At 51.8% G+C, this 13,914-nt stretch carries 16 protein-coding genes and 2 tRNA genes; 9 read left to right on the forward strand and 9 right to left on the reverse strand.

Annotation, left to right across the window (positions count from 1 at the left end; all coding sequences use genetic code 11):
* Positions 1-2,286 carry a penicillin acylase family protein gene (locus AK59_RS0102335; protein WP_029881939.1) on the forward strand — a complete coding sequence of 762 codons (2,286 nt, stop codon included), beginning with the start codon at positions 1-3 and terminating at the stop codon, positions 2,284-2,286.
* 46 nt (positions 2,287-2,332) lie between these two features.
* On the opposite strand, the gene AK59_RS1000000124740 is transcribed toward AK59_RS0102335, so the two are convergent.
* The 4 genes from AK59_RS1000000124740 to AK59_RS0102355 all read right to left on the reverse strand — a co-directional run bounded on the left by AK59_RS1000000124740 (position 2,333) and on the right by AK59_RS0102355 (position 5,026).
* Positions 2,333-3,046: a 4'-phosphopantetheinyl transferase family protein gene (locus AK59_RS1000000124740; RefSeq protein WP_081852435.1), complete on the reverse strand. Its 714-nt coding sequence runs from the start codon at positions 3,044-3,046 to the stop codon at positions 2,333-2,335.
* A 196-nt stretch (positions 3,047-3,242) separates the two neighbouring features.
* Positions 3,243-3,330: transfer RNA gene (locus AK59_RS0102345), tRNA-Ser, on the reverse strand.
* A 137-nt stretch (positions 3,331-3,467) separates the two neighbouring features.
* On the reverse strand, positions 3,468-4,145 hold the full coding sequence (locus tag AK59_RS0102350) for an isochorismatase family protein (RefSeq protein WP_020689641.1): 678 nt from the start codon (positions 4,143-4,145) through the stop codon (positions 3,468-3,470).
* 20 nt (positions 4,146-4,165) lie between these two features.
* On the reverse strand, positions 4,166-5,026 hold the full coding sequence (locus AK59_RS0102355) for a pirin family protein (protein ID WP_029881941.1): 861 nt from the start codon (positions 5,024-5,026) through the stop codon (positions 4,166-4,168).
* Between the two features lie 109 nt (positions 5,027-5,135).
* Between AK59_RS0102355 and AK59_RS0102360 the strand changes: the two genes are divergently transcribed.
* A complete protein-coding gene (locus AK59_RS0102360) occupies positions 5,136-6,041 on the forward strand; it encodes a LysR family transcriptional regulator (protein ID WP_029881942.1) in 906 nt (301 codons plus the stop codon).
* Positions 6,042-6,173: 132 nt separating this feature from the next.
* Here AK59_RS0102360 and AK59_RS0102365 read toward each other — a convergent pair.
* A tRNA-Ser gene (locus AK59_RS0102365) sits at positions 6,174-6,261 on the reverse strand.
* Between the two features lie 231 nt (positions 6,262-6,492).
* Here AK59_RS0102365 and ghrA point away from each other — a divergent pair.
* The 4 genes from ghrA (at position 6,493) to AK59_RS0102385 (ending at position 9,407) form a co-directional block, all read left to right on the forward strand.
* A complete protein-coding gene (gene ghrA, locus AK59_RS0102370) occupies positions 6,493-7,431 on the forward strand; it encodes a glyoxylate/hydroxypyruvate reductase GhrA (protein WP_029881943.1) in 939 nt (312 codons plus the stop codon).
* An 84-nt stretch (positions 7,432-7,515) separates the two neighbouring features.
* On the forward strand, positions 7,516-8,253 hold the full coding sequence (locus AK59_RS0102375; protein ID WP_023622347.1) for a phosphatase: 738 nt from the start codon (positions 7,516-7,518) through the stop codon (positions 8,251-8,253).
* 20 nt (positions 8,254-8,273) lie between these two features.
* On the forward strand, positions 8,274-8,828 hold the full coding sequence (locus tag AK59_RS0102380; RefSeq protein ID WP_013097176.1) for a TorD/DmsD family molecular chaperone: 555 nt from the start codon (positions 8,274-8,276) through the stop codon (positions 8,826-8,828).
* Positions 8,829-8,924: 96 nt separating this feature from the next.
* Positions 8,925-9,407: a DUF1097 domain-containing protein gene (locus AK59_RS0102385; protein WP_072200468.1), complete on the forward strand. Its 483-nt coding sequence runs from the start codon at positions 8,925-8,927 to the stop codon at positions 9,405-9,407.
* A gap of 43 nt (positions 9,408-9,450) precedes the next feature.
* Here the strand turns inward: AK59_RS0102385 and csgG are convergent, their stop codons facing one another.
* From csgG to csgD, 4 genes are read right to left on the reverse strand one after another with little or no spacing between them, the layout of a single operon-like run.
* Positions 9,451-10,284 (reverse strand): curli production assembly/transport protein CsgG, encoded by an 834-nt coding sequence (csgG, locus tag AK59_RS0102390; RefSeq protein WP_028027948.1) that lies wholly within the window; start codon positions 10,282-10,284, stop codon positions 9,451-9,453.
* A 26-nt stretch (positions 10,285-10,310) separates the two neighbouring features.
* Entirely contained in the window at positions 10,311-10,724 is a 414-nt protein-coding gene (gene csgF / locus AK59_RS0102395) for a curli production assembly/transport protein CsgF (protein WP_029881945.1), read from the reverse strand.
* 23 nt (positions 10,725-10,747) lie between these two features.
* The gene (csgE, locus tag AK59_RS0102400) at positions 10,748-11,137 is read right to left on the reverse strand and encodes a curli production assembly/transport protein CsgE (RefSeq protein WP_029881946.1); all 390 of its coding nucleotides are present in this window, start codon (positions 11,135-11,137) and stop codon (positions 10,748-10,750) included.
* 4 nt (positions 11,138-11,141) lie between these two features.
* Entirely contained in the window at positions 11,142-11,792 is a 651-nt protein-coding gene (csgD, locus tag AK59_RS0102405; protein WP_023620195.1) for a biofilm master transcriptional regulator CsgD, read from the reverse strand.
* A 743-nt stretch (positions 11,793-12,535) separates the two neighbouring features.
* Between csgD and csgB the strand changes: the two genes are divergently transcribed.
* The 3 genes from csgB (at position 12,536) to csgC (ending at position 13,888) form a co-directional block, all read left to right on the forward strand.
* The gene (csgB, locus tag AK59_RS0102410) at positions 12,536-12,991 is read left to right on the forward strand and encodes a curli minor subunit CsgB (protein ID WP_013097170.1); all 456 of its coding nucleotides are present in this window, start codon (positions 12,536-12,538) and stop codon (positions 12,989-12,991) included.
* A 41-nt stretch (positions 12,992-13,032) separates the two neighbouring features.
* Complete coding sequence (gene csgA / locus AK59_RS0102415) at positions 13,033-13,494, forward strand: curli major subunit CsgA (protein ID WP_023620194.1); 462 nt, start codon at positions 13,033-13,035, stop codon at positions 13,492-13,494.
* 61 nt (positions 13,495-13,555) lie between these two features.
* On the forward strand, positions 13,556-13,888 hold the full coding sequence (csgC, locus tag AK59_RS0102420; RefSeq protein ID WP_023620193.1) for a curli assembly chaperone CsgC: 333 nt from the start codon (positions 13,556-13,558) through the stop codon (positions 13,886-13,888).
* Positions 13,889-13,914: the final 26 nt, after the last annotated feature.

Below are 13,914 nucleotides of genomic sequence, written 5' to 3' on the forward strand. Positions count from 1 at the left end.
ATGTCACTGGGTTCTCGCAGAATAAAAATCGTGTCAGGCCTGGCGGTTGGGCTATTAATTCTCGTTTTGCTGGTCGTGGCGATGGTCTGGGCTTTACTGCGTTTAAGCCTGCCCACGATGGAAGGAACGGTAAAAACAACGGCATTCCAGGGCGAGGTTAAGATTACCCGCGATGCCCGAGGCGTCGTGGATATTACCGCGTCCCGACGGGAAAGCGCCGGCTTTGCGCTGGGATTTGTCCATGGCCAGGAGCGCTTCTTTCAGATGGATCTTCTGCGACGCAATGCTGCAGGTGAGTTGGCGGCACTGGTTGGTAAAAGCGGATTAACGCTGGATAAGCAGCACGCAATTTTTGAACTGCGCGATAAAATGCGTCGTCAGGTGATGTCCCTCCCTGCGGCACAGCGACAGCTGCTTTCGGCCTATACGGCAGGGGTAAACACCGGGCTGCAAACGCTTGCAGCCAGACCGTTTGAATACTGGCTTCTTCGCACCTCGCCGCAGGCGTGGCGGGACGAGGACACGCTTCTGGTGGTTGCGGCTATGTATTTTGATTTGCAGGGTACGCAGCCGGGCAGAGAATATGCCGCCGGGTGGCTGCAAAGACACAATCCCGAACAGGTCAATTTCCTCTTGCCAACCGCCAGCCGCTGGGATGTTCCCTTGCATGGCGATATTCCGGCGACCCTGGCAGCCCCGACGAAAATGCCAGAATGGTGGGGAAGGGGAGAGGGGAGTGCGGCGCCGGAAGAGGGAAAAAAAGGCAGCAACGGCTGGTTGTTGCGTCGGGAGGGGAAAAGCCTGCTCGCGAACGATATGCATCTGCAATTGTCGCTGCCGGGGCTCTGGTATCAGGCTCGAATCAATTATATCTCCGGTGGGCAAACGTTCAGCCTGAGCGGGATTACGCTCCCGGGGCTGCCGGTAATGGTCAGTGGCAGTAACGGTAAAATCGCCTGGGGATTTACGAACAGCTATGTCGATACATTCGACTGGATCCAGATCCCGTCAGAGACGTCTGTTCCATTGCATACGCTAAGGCTAAAGGTTAATCATGGCCAGCCGGTCTCCCTTTCGGTAGGACAGAGCACCTGGGGCCCGGTAGTTGATACGCCTGAAGGGAAGATGGCGATGCGCTGGGCCCTCGATCTGCCAGGTGCGATAAATCTGGGGTTGCTGGACATATCGGAAAGCCATGAGGTCAATGGCGCGCTTGCGGCTGGTAACCGGGCGGGGATACCGGCGCAAAATCTGTTGGTAGCGGACAGCACAGGCAATATCGGATGGACGTTGGCAGGGAGGCTCCCAGCGGAGGTTAGTGGGCGCGTGCCGGAACGATTCCCGGTGCCTGCTAGCGCGACGTTGCCGTGGACGGCTCGTCAAGCTGCGGATTATCCCCGCATTATCAACCCGTCCTCCGGAACCATCGTCACGGCGAATAACCGATTGCTGTTCGATCACGCGGGCAGCACGCTGGGCGACGGAGGGGCAGATATGGGCGTTCGGGCGTTTGCCATCCAGCGGGCGCTTGCGATGCAGTCCACGGTGAACGTACAGGCGATGCACAAATTACAGCTTAACAATGAGGCATTGCTGGCCCAATCCTGGCGCGACTGGTTGGTTCAGATGCTGGCATCGTATCAGGATCTTGATTCGGTGCAGATTCGCAAGCAACTGACCAACTGGAACGGCGAGGCCGATGCTGATTCAGCTGCTTACGCATTGATTGTGGGCTGGCGGGATAAGGTTTATACCACGCTGTTTGGTGCGCTGGACGCAAAAATGAGCGCTGAATACCCCGGTGCGCTCTACCGGCGGGTGAATACGCGCTGGGATGAGACGCTGCTGACGCTCATACAGAGCGAGCGCTGGATACCGCCGACGGCGGACAACTGGGCCAGTTTCTCTCACCAGATCTTACTGAACGTCTGGATGAGCAACGGAAAAGGGCATTCCAGATGGGGGGATATCAACCGTAGCCGCTATCGTCATCCACTGGCCAGCGCGGTGCCGGGTGCAGAAAAATGGCTTCAAACGTCCTCGGAACCGCTTTCGGGTGACAATAATGTTATTCATGTCAATCGTCCTGCGTTTGGTGCTTCTGAGCGCCTGGTCGTTATTCCAGGCAATGAGCGGAGCTCAACTCTGGCGTTGCCCTCCGGGCAAAGTGGGAATCCGATAAGCTACAACTGGGATAACCATTTTTCCGACTGGATAAAGGGGACGATGTTGCCGTTACTGCCTGGTAGTACACAGTCGACGCTAATTATTGAAGGAGTTCCGTAATATTCAGAGACAGGTTCACACGAACTAAAGTGTGAGCCTGCCTCTGTTAAAGATGTGGCAGACGAACGATTGTGATAATGGAATCCTGATACCAGAAAAATAATCCCTGTAATAGATGAACATCATGCATGACCTCTTTTCGTTCACCACAATAGATTATGCGAAACAAGGATTGGGCCCAGTCGAAAATAATTTTAACTTCTCTGAAGTCTATAAAACCAGGAAAGAGAATATTAATCGCCTTGAATGCAGCTTCTTTACCGGAAAAGAGTAGGGTAATGAACTGTTCCTGTGACAGCGTTGGGGGGGGCTCGTCGTCTTCACCTTCAGCAACAATCGCATGGCGAAGCTCGTGGGCAAGAGCTGGGGTCATTACGGACTCTACATCCACACCCAGTGCACGCCAGCGGTCTGATGCGGTCACGATGGCACAGGCAAGGGTGTCAGTATGGCTTATACTGCCACAGATACCGGCGGGCCATACTGGGATACGTCGTGACCGACCCGGTACTTTAGCAGAATAGCCTTGACGAGCCAGCGCCCGGCTGGCGCAAATTTGCCCTGCGGTAAATTCCGCAACGCGTTTTGGCACTGAGGATGATAGCGTGGGCCCGTCATCTACCCAATATAGAGCAGAAATATCTGGGGTGATCCTGTCTGCATAAAAAATACAGCCTTCAAAAATAATGCCCTCATTTTCCAGAACAGCATTGTCACATATAATGTGACTACCAGTGAATGGTTGAATTTCATCAGTCATGTATAATAGAACAAGCTCAATTATATTATTTAAATATGTATAGCAATAAAATCATGAAAGATAAACATTGACCTGCCAGCTATGGCCATGTTTATCCGTTTTCGGATCTTGCCCCGGTCGGGGGTTCTCATCCCCCCCTTTCGGAGACTATAAAAGAAAAAAGCCCGTACTTTCGTACGAGCTCTTGTCTTGAATATGGCGGTGAGGGGGGGATTCGAACCCCCGATACGTTGCCGTATACACACTTTCCAGGCGTGCTCCTTCAGCCACTCGGACACCTCACCATATTGTTTTGCTGCCTGACCGCTTGGGGGGCAACGGGGCGCTACTATAGGGAGTTGCGCTAAAACGGTCAAGCAGATTTTCAGCTTTAGTGCGTGTTCGGTTAAGCCTTAATCAGCTTTGGTCACAGCACGCGCGCTTAACGCTGTGAATCGAGCGCTTCGCTGTTTTTCACCACTTCCTGCGCCTTACCGTAGCTCTCGATCAGCAGCTGGTACGCCGGGAAAATGTGCGTGTAGACTTCTGCCCACTCGGCCGCATCTTCACGGTTCCATGTCCGCTGGATCTCAGAGGCAACAGCCGCCGTATCCATTGGCACCACGCCCGCCTGCACCACACGGGCCAGGGTGATCTCCTGCGCCATTTTGCTGTAAGTACCGGACGCATCAATCACCGCAAAGACTTTATAGCCATCCGCCACTGCGCTAATCGACGGAAAAGCCATGCAGACGCTGGTGATGGTACCGGCGATAATCAACGTCTTACGTCCGGTGGCTTTAACCGCGGCCACAAATTCCGGGTTATCCCAGGCGTTGATCTCCCCTTTACGTGCCACATACTGTGCATGCGGCGCGTTGGCATGAATTTCCGGGATGAGCGGACCGTTCGGGCCCTGCGGGACGGAAGCGGTGGTGATCACCGGGATGTTCGCAAGCGTCGCGATTTTCGCCAGAGCCGCCGCACGGGCACGCAGCTCAGGCATCGGCATATCGCCGACGGTCTGGAACAGGCCACTCTGGTGGTCGATAAGCAACATCACCGCATCGTTCACATCAATGACCGGACGTGCTCCATTAAAGTTGGCAGGTGTAGACATGTTCTTCTCCTTTATTACGGTTAGATCTGGCCGAAGCGGCCGGAGTTGAAATCACGAATGGCTTCATTGATTTCGGTTTTACTGTTCATCACGAACGGGCCGTAGCCCACAATCGGTTCATTCAGCGGCGCACCGGCCATCAGCAGTACTTTGGCATCGCTGCTGGCTTCCAGGTGTAACCTGTCACCTTCCTGACTCATGACCACCAGCTGTGCTTCTCCCGCGTGAGCCGTACCGTTCACCGTGACATGGCCTTCCAGCACCACCAGCGCCGTGCTCCAGCCCTGTGGCTGACTCAGCGTGACGTGGCTGCCCTGGTTGAGGGCAATGTCCCACACGTTCAGCGGTGAGAAGGTATGCGCCGGGCCGCTAACATCGTCGTAGTGACCGGCGATAACCCGCAGCGAGCCGCTGTTGTCGGGCAGCGTCACCACCGGGATATCGGCTTTGGTAATGCTCTGATAGCCCGGCGTGGCCATTTTGTCTTTCGCCGGCAGGTTGACCCAAAGCTGCATCATCTTGAGTTCTCCGCCTTTGTGCGCGAACGCGCTGGAGTGGAACTCTTCATGCAGAATGCCTGCACCGGCTGTCATCCACTGCACGTCGCCCGGACCAATGACGCCGCCTCTGCCGGTGGAGTCGCGATGCTCCACTTCGCCGGAATAGACAATGGTGACCGTTTCAAAACCACGATGCGGATGCTCGCCCACCCCGCGTTTTGTGCCGTCCGCCGGGAAGGTATGCGGGCCTGCGTAGTCCAGCAGTAAGAACGGGCTCAGCGACTCGCCGTGTGTCTGATAAGAAAACATCGAACGCACCGGGAAACCATTGCCAACCCAGTGTTGACGGGGGGCGGTATAGACGCCTGTTACGTTTTTCATGATGAACTCCTGATGTTCTGTTGATGTAATTAGCTTATATTCAGAGTTAATGTTCCGGTAGAGAGTGAAAATGGCATTCACTGTTCTGAAAATAGAACGATGAGGATTTATGCAGGATCTCAATGACTTTGTGTGGTTTGTGAAAGTGGTCGACTACGGTGGTTTTGCTGCAGCAGGGCGGGCACTCGATCTGCCTAAGTCCAGGCTGAGCCGCCGTATTGCGCAGCTTGAAGAGCGGCTCGGCGTGCGGTTAATTCAACGTACAACGCGACAATTTACGGTAACGGAGGTCGGGCAGACGTTCTATCAACACTGCAAAGCCATGATGGTTGAAGCGGAAGCGGCGGAAGAAGCCGTGGCCGCGCTGCAGGCGGAACCGCGCGGTATCGTCAGGCTCACCTGTCCTGTCACGTTGTTGCATGTGCATGTCGGCCCGATGCTGGCGCGGTTTATGGTGCGCTATCCCGGGATCAACCTTCAGCTGGAAGCAACGAACCGGCGGGTTGATCTGGTGGGGGAAGGTGTGGATGTGGCGATCCGCGTGCGTCCCCGTCCGTTTGATGACAGCGATCTGGTATTACGGGTGCTTGCCGACCGGGGACATTGCCTGGTCGCGGGCCCGGCCTTGATTGAACGCCTGGGAAAACCGTCGATGCCGTCAGAACTCAGCGCTTGGCCCGGGTTGAGTATGGGCGAGGGTAAGCATATCCATAAATGGCAATTATGCGGCCCGGAAGGCGCGAAAGCAGAAATCCATTTTTCCCCGCGCCTGATTACCACCGACATGCTGGCGCTGCGTGAAGCGGCCATGGCGGGCATCGGTGTGGTGCAACTGCCGATATTGATGGTGAAAGATCAGCTGGCATCAGGAGAGCTGATTCGGGTGCTGGAGGCGTGGGAGCCAAAAAGAGAAGTGATTCATGCGGTTTATCCATCAAGACGCGGATTACTGCCGTCCGTCAGGGCGCTGGTGGATTTTCTTACAGAAGAGTATGCACGGATGGTTGAAGAGTAGTTTTTTGTAGGTCGGGTAAGCGCAGCGCCATCCGACATAAAGAGCGCAGGGAGTCTCAAGGTTCTCATCCCCCCTTTCGGAGATTATAAAAGAAAAAAGCCCGTACTTTCGTACGAGCTCTTGCCTTGAATATGGCGGTGAGGGGGGGATTCGAACCCCCGATACGTTGCCGTATACACACTTTCCAGGCGTGCTCCTTCAGCCACTCGGACACCTCACCATATTGTCATCCCGTTGTTGTCGGGACGGGCGCTAATGTAAGGAAAAGCCGAACAGCCGTCAACACACTTTTTCAGTAAATTAGCGCATTTAGACAAACTTCAAACAACATGATTCTTAAATGTGCTGAAAGCGCCTTTTTTATCGGCAACGCGGTCCGGCGATAAATTTGTTATGCTGGCAATCCAGTTGAAAATGAAAATAAAACAGCGCAAAAAAGGCAGGAATGAGTATGGATATTATCTTCTATCACCCCACTTTTGATACGGCTTACTGGATTAAGGCACTTTCGGCAGCGTTACCGGGGGCGCGCGTGCGTGAATGGAAGCGCGGTGATAACGAACATGCAGACTACGCGCTGGTCTGGCATCCCCCGGTCGAGATGCTCCAGGGGCGCAAGCTGAAGGCCGTTTTTGCCCTCGGCGCCGGTGTGGATTCCATTCTGAGCAAACTGAAAGCGCACCCTGAAATGCTGCCGGAGGAAATCCCCCTGTTCCGCCTGGAAGATACCGGCATGAGCCAGCAAATGCAGGAATATGCCGTGAGTCAGGTGCTGCACTGGTTCCGACGTTTTGACGATTATCAGGCCTTAAAACTGCAATCGCGTTGGGAGCCGCTGCCGGAATATCAACGTGAAGAGTTTACCATCGGTATTCTCGGGGCGGGCGTGCTCGGCTCAAAAGTGGCCGAAGCGCTGGCACCGTGGGGCTTCCCGCTGCGCTGCTGGAGCCGCAGCCGCAAGAACTATCCTGGCGTTGAGAGTTTTGCCGGAACAGATGAACTCCCGGCGTTTCTGAAGGGGACGCGCGTACTGATCAATCTGCTGCCGAATACGGCGGAAACGGTCGGCATTATTAATAGCGCGCTTATGAATCAGCTGGCGGATCAGAGTTACGTGATGAATCTGGCGCGCGGGGTTCATCTGGTGGAAGCCGATCTCCTCAAAGCTCTTGATGGTGGCAAGGTGAAAGGCGCGATGCTGGATGTGTACAGCCGCGAGCCATTGCCGGCAGAGAGCCCGCTGTGGGCACATCCGCGCGTGGCGATGACCCCACACGTCGCCGCCGTGACGCGTCCGGCAGAGGCGGTGGCCTATATTACGCACACCATCAGTGAGATAGAGCAGGGCAACGCGGTGACCGGGCAGGTCGACAGAACGCGCGGCTACTGAGTGAAACCCGGCGTTAGCCGGGTTTTTGCTAATAATCGCAGCAGATAACTGCTATCCTTTGGAAAAACCGCAGAGGAGAGAGAGATGTATCCCGTTGACCTGCATATGCACACCGTCGCCAGCACCCACGCGTATAGCAACCTCCATGATTACATTGCACAAGCGAAGCTCAAGGGCATCAGGCTTTTTGCGATCACCGATCATGGCCCGGATATGGCGGATGCGCCGCACTACTGGCATTTTGTGAATATGCGGATCTGGCCACGCCTGGTGGACGGTATTGGGATACTGCGTGGCATTGAGGCGAACATTAAAAATACCGACGGTGAGATCGACTGCACCGGCCCGATGCTGACATCTCTTGACCTTATTCTCGCCGGTTTCCATGAACCTGTCTTTGCGCCTCAGGATAAAGAAACCAACACCGCGGCGATGATTGCCACCATTGCCAGCGGCAACGTGCATATTATTAGCCACCCTGGCAACCCGAAGTACCCAATTGATATTCAGGCTGTCGCGCAGGCGGCAGCGAAGCATCGCGTGGCGCTGGAGATTAACAACTCCTCCTTCGTGCACTCGCGTAAGGGCAGTGAAGCGAACTGCCGCGAAGTGGCGGCCGCAGTGCGTGACGCCGGAGGCATGGTGGCGCTGGGTTCAGATTCCCATACTGCGTTCACACTGGGTGATTTCAGCGAGTGCCTGAAAGTGCTGAATGATGTTAACTTCCCGGAAGCGCAAATCCTGAACGTGACCCCTCGTCGCATGCTCGATTTCCTTGAGTCGCGCGGAATGGAACCGATTGCCGAATTTGCCGATCTTTAATTGTGTAATGGAATAAAAAAATGAATGAGTTTTCCATCCTTTGCCGCGTGCTGGGTACGCTGTACTACCGCCAGCCTCAAGACCCGCTGCTGGTCCCGCTCTTTACATTAATTCGTGAAGGGAAACTGGCGCAGAACTGGCCGCTGGAACAGGATGATTTACTGGAGCGCCTGCAGAAAAGCTGCGACATGCAGCAAATCTCCACAGATTACAACGCGCTGTTTGTGGGGGAAGAGTGCCGTGTTTCACCTTACCGCTCTGCCTGGCAGGAAGGGGCAACGGAAGCGGAAGTGCGCGCTTTTCTTTCAGAGCGCGGCATGCCGCTGACCGACACGCCTGCCGATCATATCGGTACGCTGCTGCTGGCCGCATCCTGGATTGAGGACCACGCCGGTGACGATGAGAACGAAGCCATCGAAACCTTGTTCGAAATGTATCTGCTGCCGTGGGTCGGGACATTCCTTGGGAAAGTTGAAGCGCATGCCACCTCGCCATTCTGGAGAACGCTGGCTCCCCTGACGCGTGACGCCATCGCTGCAATGTGGGATGAGCTGGAAGAAGAGAATGAAGAGTGATCATGATCACATTAGTTCTGCAACGCAACGCATCATCTTGCATATAATGTGCTTCTGATCTCATTTCCATGGCGCGCTTCTGCTAAGATGCGCGCCATGAACATATTACTTTGTATCGCACTCACAACAGGTATCCTCTCCGGGCTTTGGGGATGGGTGGCCGTCTCTCTCGGACTGCTCAGCTGGGCTGGATTTCTCGGCTGCACGGCCTACTTCGCCTGCCCGCAGGGCGGGATCAAAGGGCTTTTTATCTCAGGCTGCACGCTGATGAGCGGCGTTATCTGGGCGCTGGTTATCATGAAGGGCAGTGCGCTCGCTCCGCATCTGGAGATCCTCGGCTATATCATGACGGGCGTGGTCGCGTTTTTGATGTGCGTTCAGGCAAAGCATCTGTTGCTGTCGTTTGTACCCGGCACGTTTATGGGGGCGTGTGCCACCTTTGCGGGGCAGGGTGACTGGAAGCTGGTGGTCCCCTCGCTGGCGCTGGGGTTGCTGTTTGGCTATGCCATGAAGAACAGTGGTTTGTGGCTGGCGGCACGACGAGAAAAAGCGCAAAACGTGCCAGCGGTAAGTGAATAAAAAAAGGCGAGATAACTATCTCGCCTTTTATATGCGCGTCCTGTCAGGATTCCGGAGGAACCGACATATCACGGTATTTCACCAGTACCGGGTTTTGCACGTCCGCTTTGTTTTGCAGATCCCACAGCCCGCGGTCGATACCATCATTTATCAGGAAGATAACCCCGGTTTCAATGGCTGACATCAGGCACATCATCACCGGCTCGTTAGAGGTATAACCGATTTCACCCTCCAGCAGACGCTGATAGTCAATGAAGCGGAACACCCCGGCCTGCACTTCATAAGAGAGTATGGTTTTGCTGGTGGTTACCGAAGAGAGCACTTCCCCGGTACTGACGTTAACGACACGCAGGTTAACGGCAATTTGGTCGAGCTGATACTGGGTATCTGCACCGATACCAAAATAACGTGCGCCAGCACCGCCAGATTTCACGTTACTTTCGTAACCGATAATCGACCCTTCAATCATAACGTTCGCCGCAGCCAGAGATTGCAGCGGCATGCGGTTATTATCTGCAACGGTACCATTCTCCTGCGCCGCACGAATAATTTTTCGTTCATTTAACAGGTTTTGCAGCCCCTGACGTTCCAGTGGAATAAACCAGCGCGAATCTTTCAGCGCGGTCACCAGCATGGCGGTGGCGCTTTGCGGTACGGCCGTGGAGAAGTTACTTGCCGGGTAAGGTTTAAATTGCCCGGTTTCATCCTGAATGTTGTAGACGGAGACAAATATTTTACCTGTCGGGGCAGGCAAATGGGTTAAATCACGATAACTTTGAGCCCGAGGCATTAATGTCGGTTTTGCAGCTTCTTTAGGTGGAGCAGTTAAACAACCGCTCAATAAGCACACTGCAACAAGTATCAGGAAGCGCTGCATGATCGTTGTCCTTATTTTGGGGTTGTTCAAAAGTCAGTCGAGTTATTTTGTAAACCGGAAACCTGAATGGTTGAGGTTTTTCCGGTTTTACGATCGGTAACGTTCAACTGGAGCTGCCCGTCCCTGTTGGCAATATCGACAATGAAGTCATTGGTCACCATGCGACCGGGTTTGCCGGTGTTGATATTGGTCAGCAAACCGCCCAAAATTTGCGACTGGATCGCCTGGGTGAAGTTGTCCAGTGCGGATGGCGTATCCACGCTAAAATCCTCGAAGCTGGGATCTTTATAAGAATTTTGCGCCTGGGCTTCATTTAACATGAACGCCCCATTATTCGGATTACCACCAAAGTTGGGATTACGGAACTGGAATGTCATATTCCCGGCCCAGCTTAATGGGGTGATAAGCATTATCGAAACAACTGCATATGCAATACGCATGACAGCCTCCGGATATAGGTTCGCTAGAACTCGTCTTTTGCTAAATCTCTTGTGCTTAATAGCGCTTTGTCTATTTGCATGCGATTAATAGCGTCTTCTGATTGCGCCAGCGCCAAGGCTACGTTTTTATCGAAGTCTATTTTGGTGGGAAATAAAAATGTTTGATAAATAACGAACTGATTAACCGTTATTGTTATCCAACTTCCCCATCGTGCACTGGGCCGCTCGTTGATTGTTATATTTCCAGGATACGTACTGTCCCATTTATCACTGAAGGCACGATAAAAATTGTGTCCGACAGAAGAGACGGTATGGTCCGTTAACAATCCGGGAACTTCGACCTCGACGGCCTTCAGGTTCCCGGCAGCGAGCAGAAAGCCCGCTGCGGCAATCCAACTCATGGTGCGTTTCATGTGATTAACGCCTGAGGTTATCGTTTGCCCATGAAACCGCCTGAGTTCGGTTTTTAACAGCTATCTTCTTGAAAAGATTATAAAGGTGCGTCTTTACCGTATTTTCGCTGATAAATAACGAACGGGCGATTTCAATATTTGAAGCACCAATGCGCAATTTGTTCAGGATCTCTTTCTCGCGGTGCGTTAGCAGTGCTGACTCTGAACTGTTGTAGCGGTAATTTCCGGAGTGCGTGATAAGGTAGCTGGCCAGCTTTTGCGAAAAATAACACTCTCCTCGCAAGATACCTTGCAGGCCTTCTACCACCCGATTCTCTTCTTCAGTGACGTAGAACACGCCATTGATATGCGGCCAACTTTCAATGTCCCGGAAAGGATACTCGTCAGGCGTATTCAATAATAACACGCGGATGTTATTGTTTTTCCTGCTCAAAGTATCTTGCCAGTAATGGATGAGCTTTTTATCCGCTTCCATCATATCGAAAAGAATAATGCAGCCAGGTGCAATATCATCGAAAGAACGTTGAATATTATGCAATTTCCCGTTCAGTGATAAAGATTGCTTTAAATGTTGTAATAAAGCGGTCGCCTGCAAAGAAGGTTTTGTGATCAACAGTAATGTATGACCATGTAAACTATGGACTTCATTATACATGATGAAACCCCACTTTTTTATGACACCTGGCAGTTGTCCTCCTGCGAAAAGAGGACACCAGAAGTACTGACAGATGTTGCGCTGCTGTGTGTAGAATCAAACCATAACCTCCACAAGGGAGGAAAATATAAAACGAATTTCGTACATCTAATTTCAATCTAGCTTTTACGAAGTTTAAAGCAAGTGTTAAACTTGTAACAAGATGTAAAAATAAATATTAATTTATGAATGCGTACCTTCTTGAAAGCCTTTAATTGATGAAAAAGTTGTACAGCTAAATAATGATGCACAGATTTTAAAAATCATACAAATATTTATATGTGACTGATTTTAATGTTTTTATGCTATTCTTTTTCAGAAATTTTAAAGTATGAGTTTCAAAAAAATCTAACCTACGGAATGAATGCCGCTTCGCCTTAAGAAATCGCGTCTTGTGTCACACGTTAACGTTAATGTCATCCTGTCGTTACGTTTAACCCTTCCTCTCTCGCGTCGGAACAGCCGCTTCGATGTTTCACCCATTTGCGATGGATAAGGCTTTATAAAAATTAAATGGCTTCGCTTATCACTATTTTTGTTCAGGAATTACTACTTTGAGGTGACCTGTAAAATAAAAATAAGCCGCGCGGGTGAGATATTTAACGTGTTTCGGCAGACATACTCTTCACCGTAACGACGCGTTAACAAAATATGCGTTGTTCTAACCTGAAGTCTTTTAAAACAGCCAGATCCAGGGTGGCAACATGAAAAACACATCGTTATTTATGATGTTTACATTACTGGGAGCGCCTGGGGTTGTCACCGCGGCGAATTCAGATTTGGCTACCTCTGAATATAACTTTGCGGTAAATGAATTAAGCCGTACATCATTAAATCAGGCAGCCATTATTGGTCAACAGGGTGTACTTAATGACGCTCAGGTGCGCCAGGACGGTTCAAAATTATTGTCCATCGTTTCCCAGGATGGGTCAGGTAACAGGGCGCGGGTTGATCAATCAGGGACTTATAATATTGCGTATATTGCTCAGAGCGGCTTTGCGAATGATGCAGATATTACGCAGGACGGATTTGGTAATAGTGCGAAAATTATCCAGAAAGGGTCGGGTAATAGGGCAAGCATCACGCAGTACGGTACACAGAAAAACGCAGTTGTAGTGCAAAAACAGTCGCAAATGGCAATTCGCGTTATTCAACGTTAGTTATTCGCGGCGACTTTAATCAATCCGATGGGGGTTTTACCATGAAATTTATCAAAGTGGCAGCTCTTGCAGCAATCGTCGTTTCTGGTAGTGCTATGGCCGGTCTCATTGATCAAGGTGGCTGGGGCCATGGACACGGTCATGGCCATGGTCAAGGCGGTAATGGCCCAAATTCAACCCTGAATATTTACCAGAACGGTGGCGGTAACTCAGCTGTCGCCTTGCAGACCAATGCCAGAGATTCAACGCTGTCTATTAGCCAGAGCGGTGGCGGTAATGGCGCAGATGTTGGACAAGGTTCTGACGACAGCACCATCTCTCTGACTCAGAATGGTTTTGCCAACAGCGCAACGCTTGATCAATGGAACAGTCACGACTCCACAATGAATGTGAGCCAGTACGGTGGATTTAACGGCGCAATGGTTGATCAGACTGCGTCTAATTCTACGGTCAATGTTACCCAGATTGGTTTTGGTAACCACGCTGCAGCTTATCAGTATTAATACTGAAATCTGTGCTACAAAAAAACAGGGCCTCAGCCCTGTTTTTTTTCGGGAGTGCATCATGAATACCTTAATTCTCCTTGCCGCGCTTTCCAGTCAAATAACGTTTAACACATCGCAGCAGGGCGATATGACCACCATTATTCCCCAGGTTACGCTGACAACGCCGTGTGATTGTCTGGTACAAATCGTGGCTGAACGGGAAGGGCAGAGTGGTCAAAGTACATCACGCCAGCAAAACAGGCTTTTTATCCCCGCTAATCAGACGATCGATTTAATGCGGCTGAGTTTAAATATTGGTACGGGGGATACGGTGAACATTATTGTCACCGTCTCTGATGGTAAATCGCTTCATTTATCACAGCAGTGGTCACCGCCGGAGAAGAGGCTTTAATCATTCATAAAATCAATGATTTGCCA

This window comes from Enterobacter sp. T1-1 (assembly GCF_000710795.1).
GTDB lineage: Bacteria > Pseudomonadota > Gammaproteobacteria > Enterobacterales > Enterobacteriaceae > Enterobacter > Enterobacter cloacae.

Coding starts and splice junctions, on each gene's coding strand:
- AK59_RS0102380 (WP_013097176.1), top strand. CDS start 8,274: ATGAATGAGTTTTCCATCCTTTGCCGCGTGCTGGGTACGCTGTACTAC.
- AK59_RS0102335 (WP_029881939.1), top strand. CDS start 1: ATGTCACTGGGTTCTCGCAGAATAAAAATCGTGTCAGGCCTGGCGGTT.
- AK59_RS0102385 (WP_072200468.1), top strand. CDS start 8,925: ATGAACATATTACTTTGTATCGCACTCACAACAGGTATCCTCTCCGGG.
- csgA (WP_023620194.1), top strand. CDS start 13,033: ATGAAATTTATCAAAGTGGCAGCTCTTGCAGCAATCGTCGTTTCTGGT.
- csgB (WP_013097170.1), top strand. CDS start 12,536: ATGAAAAACACATCGTTATTTATGATGTTTACATTACTGGGAGCGCCT.
- csgF (WP_029881945.1), bottom strand. CDS start 10,724: ATGCGTATTGCATATGCAGTTGTTTCGATAATGCTTATCACCCCATTA.
- csgD (WP_023620195.1), bottom strand. CDS start 11,792: ATGTATAATGAAGTCCATAGTTTACATGGTCATACATTACTGTTGATC.
- AK59_RS0102375 (WP_023622347.1), top strand. CDS start 7,516: ATGTATCCCGTTGACCTGCATATGCACACCGTCGCCAGCACCCACGCG.
- csgC (WP_023620193.1), top strand. CDS start 13,556: ATGAATACCTTAATTCTCCTTGCCGCGCTTTCCAGTCAAATAACGTTT.
- csgG (WP_028027948.1), bottom strand. CDS start 10,284: ATGCAGCGCTTCCTGATACTTGTTGCAGTGTGCTTATTGAGCGGTTGT.
- AK59_RS0102355 (WP_029881941.1), bottom strand. CDS start 5,026: ATGAAAAACGTAACAGGCGTCTATACCGCCCCCCGTCAACACTGGGTT.
- AK59_RS0102360 (WP_029881942.1), top strand. CDS start 5,136: ATGCAGGATCTCAATGACTTTGTGTGGTTTGTGAAAGTGGTCGACTAC.
- AK59_RS1000000124740 (WP_081852435.1), bottom strand. CDS start 3,046: ATGACTGATGAAATTCAACCATTCACTGGTAGTCACATTATATGTGAC.
- csgE (WP_029881946.1), bottom strand. CDS start 11,137: ATGAAACGCACCATGAGTTGGATTGCCGCAGCGGGCTTTCTGCTCGCT.
- AK59_RS0102350 (WP_020689641.1), bottom strand. CDS start 4,145: ATGTCTACACCTGCCAACTTTAATGGAGCACGTCCGGTCATTGATGTG.
- ghrA (WP_029881943.1), top strand. CDS start 6,493: ATGGATATTATCTTCTATCACCCCACTTTTGATACGGCTTACTGGATT.